The sequence below is a fragment of the Vibrio sp. Vb1755 genome, assembly GCF_033338635.1.
Taxonomy (GTDB): domain Bacteria; phylum Pseudomonadota; class Gammaproteobacteria; order Enterobacterales; family Vibrionaceae; genus Vibrio; species Vibrio alginolyticus.
On the sequence record NZ_JAWOTA010000067.1, the window covers coordinates 1 to 2,001 of the forward strand.

Genomic DNA, 2,001 nt, shown 5'->3' on the forward strand with positions numbered 1-2,001 from the left:
GCGGAAAAACCAGAGCTCTATGAGGTGATTTTCTCTGGCGGTGATCCATTAATGGCAAAAGACGATGAGATTCATTGGCTGCTGGAACACATAGCTCAGATTCCGCACATCAAACGTCTGCGCATTCACAGCCGTTTGCCTGTAGTGATCCCAGCTCGAATCACAGATGAGCTGTGTCAGTTGCTAAAAGCGTCACGCTTGCAAATTATCCTTGTTACGCACATCAACCATGCTAATGAGATTAACGATGAGCTGCGCCAGGCAATGAAAAAACTAAAAGAAGCCAATGTCACCCTGCTAAACCAGGGAGTTTTACTAAGAGGCGTTAATGATTCCGTTGATGCCCTGAGCCAGCTCAGCGAGGCCCTGTTCGATGCTGGGATCCTGCCGTATTACTTGCACGTGCTAGACAAAGTCCAGGGAGCGGCCCACTTTATGGTCGATGACGAACGAGCCCGACAACTAATGGCAGGCTTATTAGAAAACGTCTCTGGCTACCTGATCCCGACCCTCACCCGTGAAATCGGCGGCCGAAAAAGCAAAACGCCGCTCGACCTACACCTCGCATAACCATCTATAACCCCTACAAATCATGAGATTTTGTGTCGGTCGAGACGCAAAATCTTACGATTTCTCTCTGATTTTTGTTTATTTTCAGAAAACTCAATAAAAAAGACACCAAACCGTTCTAAAACATTTAAGTCTCATGTAGTCTCTGCCGCCTAGATTATTTGCGACACAAAATATGGAATAAGAATCACACTATTGTGATGAAAAATGGTCGAGTTTACGACATCCATATTCAACCAAACTGAAGATGAAAGACGTTAAGAACGGTAGCCAGTAAACGTGAAGTCTACGCAATGGTAAATGCCTTCATCGCCTTTAAGGCAGCCCTGCGGAAAGTTAACCCGTCCACCAGAAAGTATTGCGGCAACCATTACCTAGCTGAAACCGATGATTCGGGACATAACCAAGCATTCTGTCGACCAGGCCAACGCCTCACTTAACGGTTTACGCAGCGAAATCTCAACCGTTACCAAAGCATGGAAGAGAGGACTGAATCGGTCAAAGAGAGATCTCTTCCTGCGAACACTTTTCATTCAATCTTGCCGCACTGAGCAACAGTGCCGAAGAAAACCGATTATCTACTAAGGACGCACAACAAGGGGTTGAAGAGCGGAAACGCAAAGCTACTGCGCTACGCGACGTTGTGCATCTATTTACACTTTAACTTCAACCAACAAGAAGAAAAAACTCATAACAGGAGATATCCTTTGAAACTGAAACTTAGCCTAACTGCACTGGCTCTGATGGGCCAAACAGCCGCACATGCCGCTCCTCTGCTAGTTGATTTTGATGACAGCGAGCGCGAAGAGCGCGTTCAGGCGAGCAACGCTTGGCTAGAAATTGATACTCAGGCATTTTCAAATAATATTCAGTTGCTTCAGAAGGATCTAAAGGGCAACACTCAGATCTGTGCCATCATGAAGGCTGACGCGTACGGTAACGGTATCGCTGGCCTGATGCCTAGCATCATCGCGAACAACGTTGCATGTGTGGGTATCACCAGTAATGAAGAAGCTCGCGTAGTGCGTGAGCACGGCTTCGAAGGCAAGATCATGCGTGTCCGTGCGGCTAGCCGCAACGAAATTGAAAACGGCGTACAGTACGAAATCGAAGAGCTGATTGGCACTAAGATGCAGGCAGATCAAATCATCGAGATTGCATACAACTACAATACCGTTATTCCTGTTCACCTTGCTCTGAATACTTCAGGCATGGGTCGTAATGGTCTGGATCTGACAACGTATGAAGGTCAGGTTGAAGGTGTGGAAATCGCAAGCGATCCTAACCTAAAAATCGTAGGTATGATGACCCACTTCCCGAATGAAGGTCTTGATGAAATCCGCCGCAAGGTTGACCGTTTCAAAGTAGAAACAAAGTGGCTAATGGACAGCGCAGGTCTGAAACGTAAAGATATCACACTGCACGTGGCTA

2 protein-coding genes are annotated in these 2,001 nt (G+C 46.7%); both read left to right on the forward strand.

What is annotated here, in order from left to right; genetic code table 11:
- On the forward strand, positions 1 to 570 hold a 570-nt coding region (locus tag R7E00_RS22560), incomplete at its 5' end, for a KamA family radical SAM protein (protein WP_318124486.1).
- Positions 571 to 1,277: 707 nt separating this feature from the next.
- Positions 1,278 to 2,001, forward strand: a 724-nt coding sequence (locus R7E00_RS22565; protein WP_318124487.1) for an alanine racemase, incomplete at its 3' end; no start/stop codon positions are given.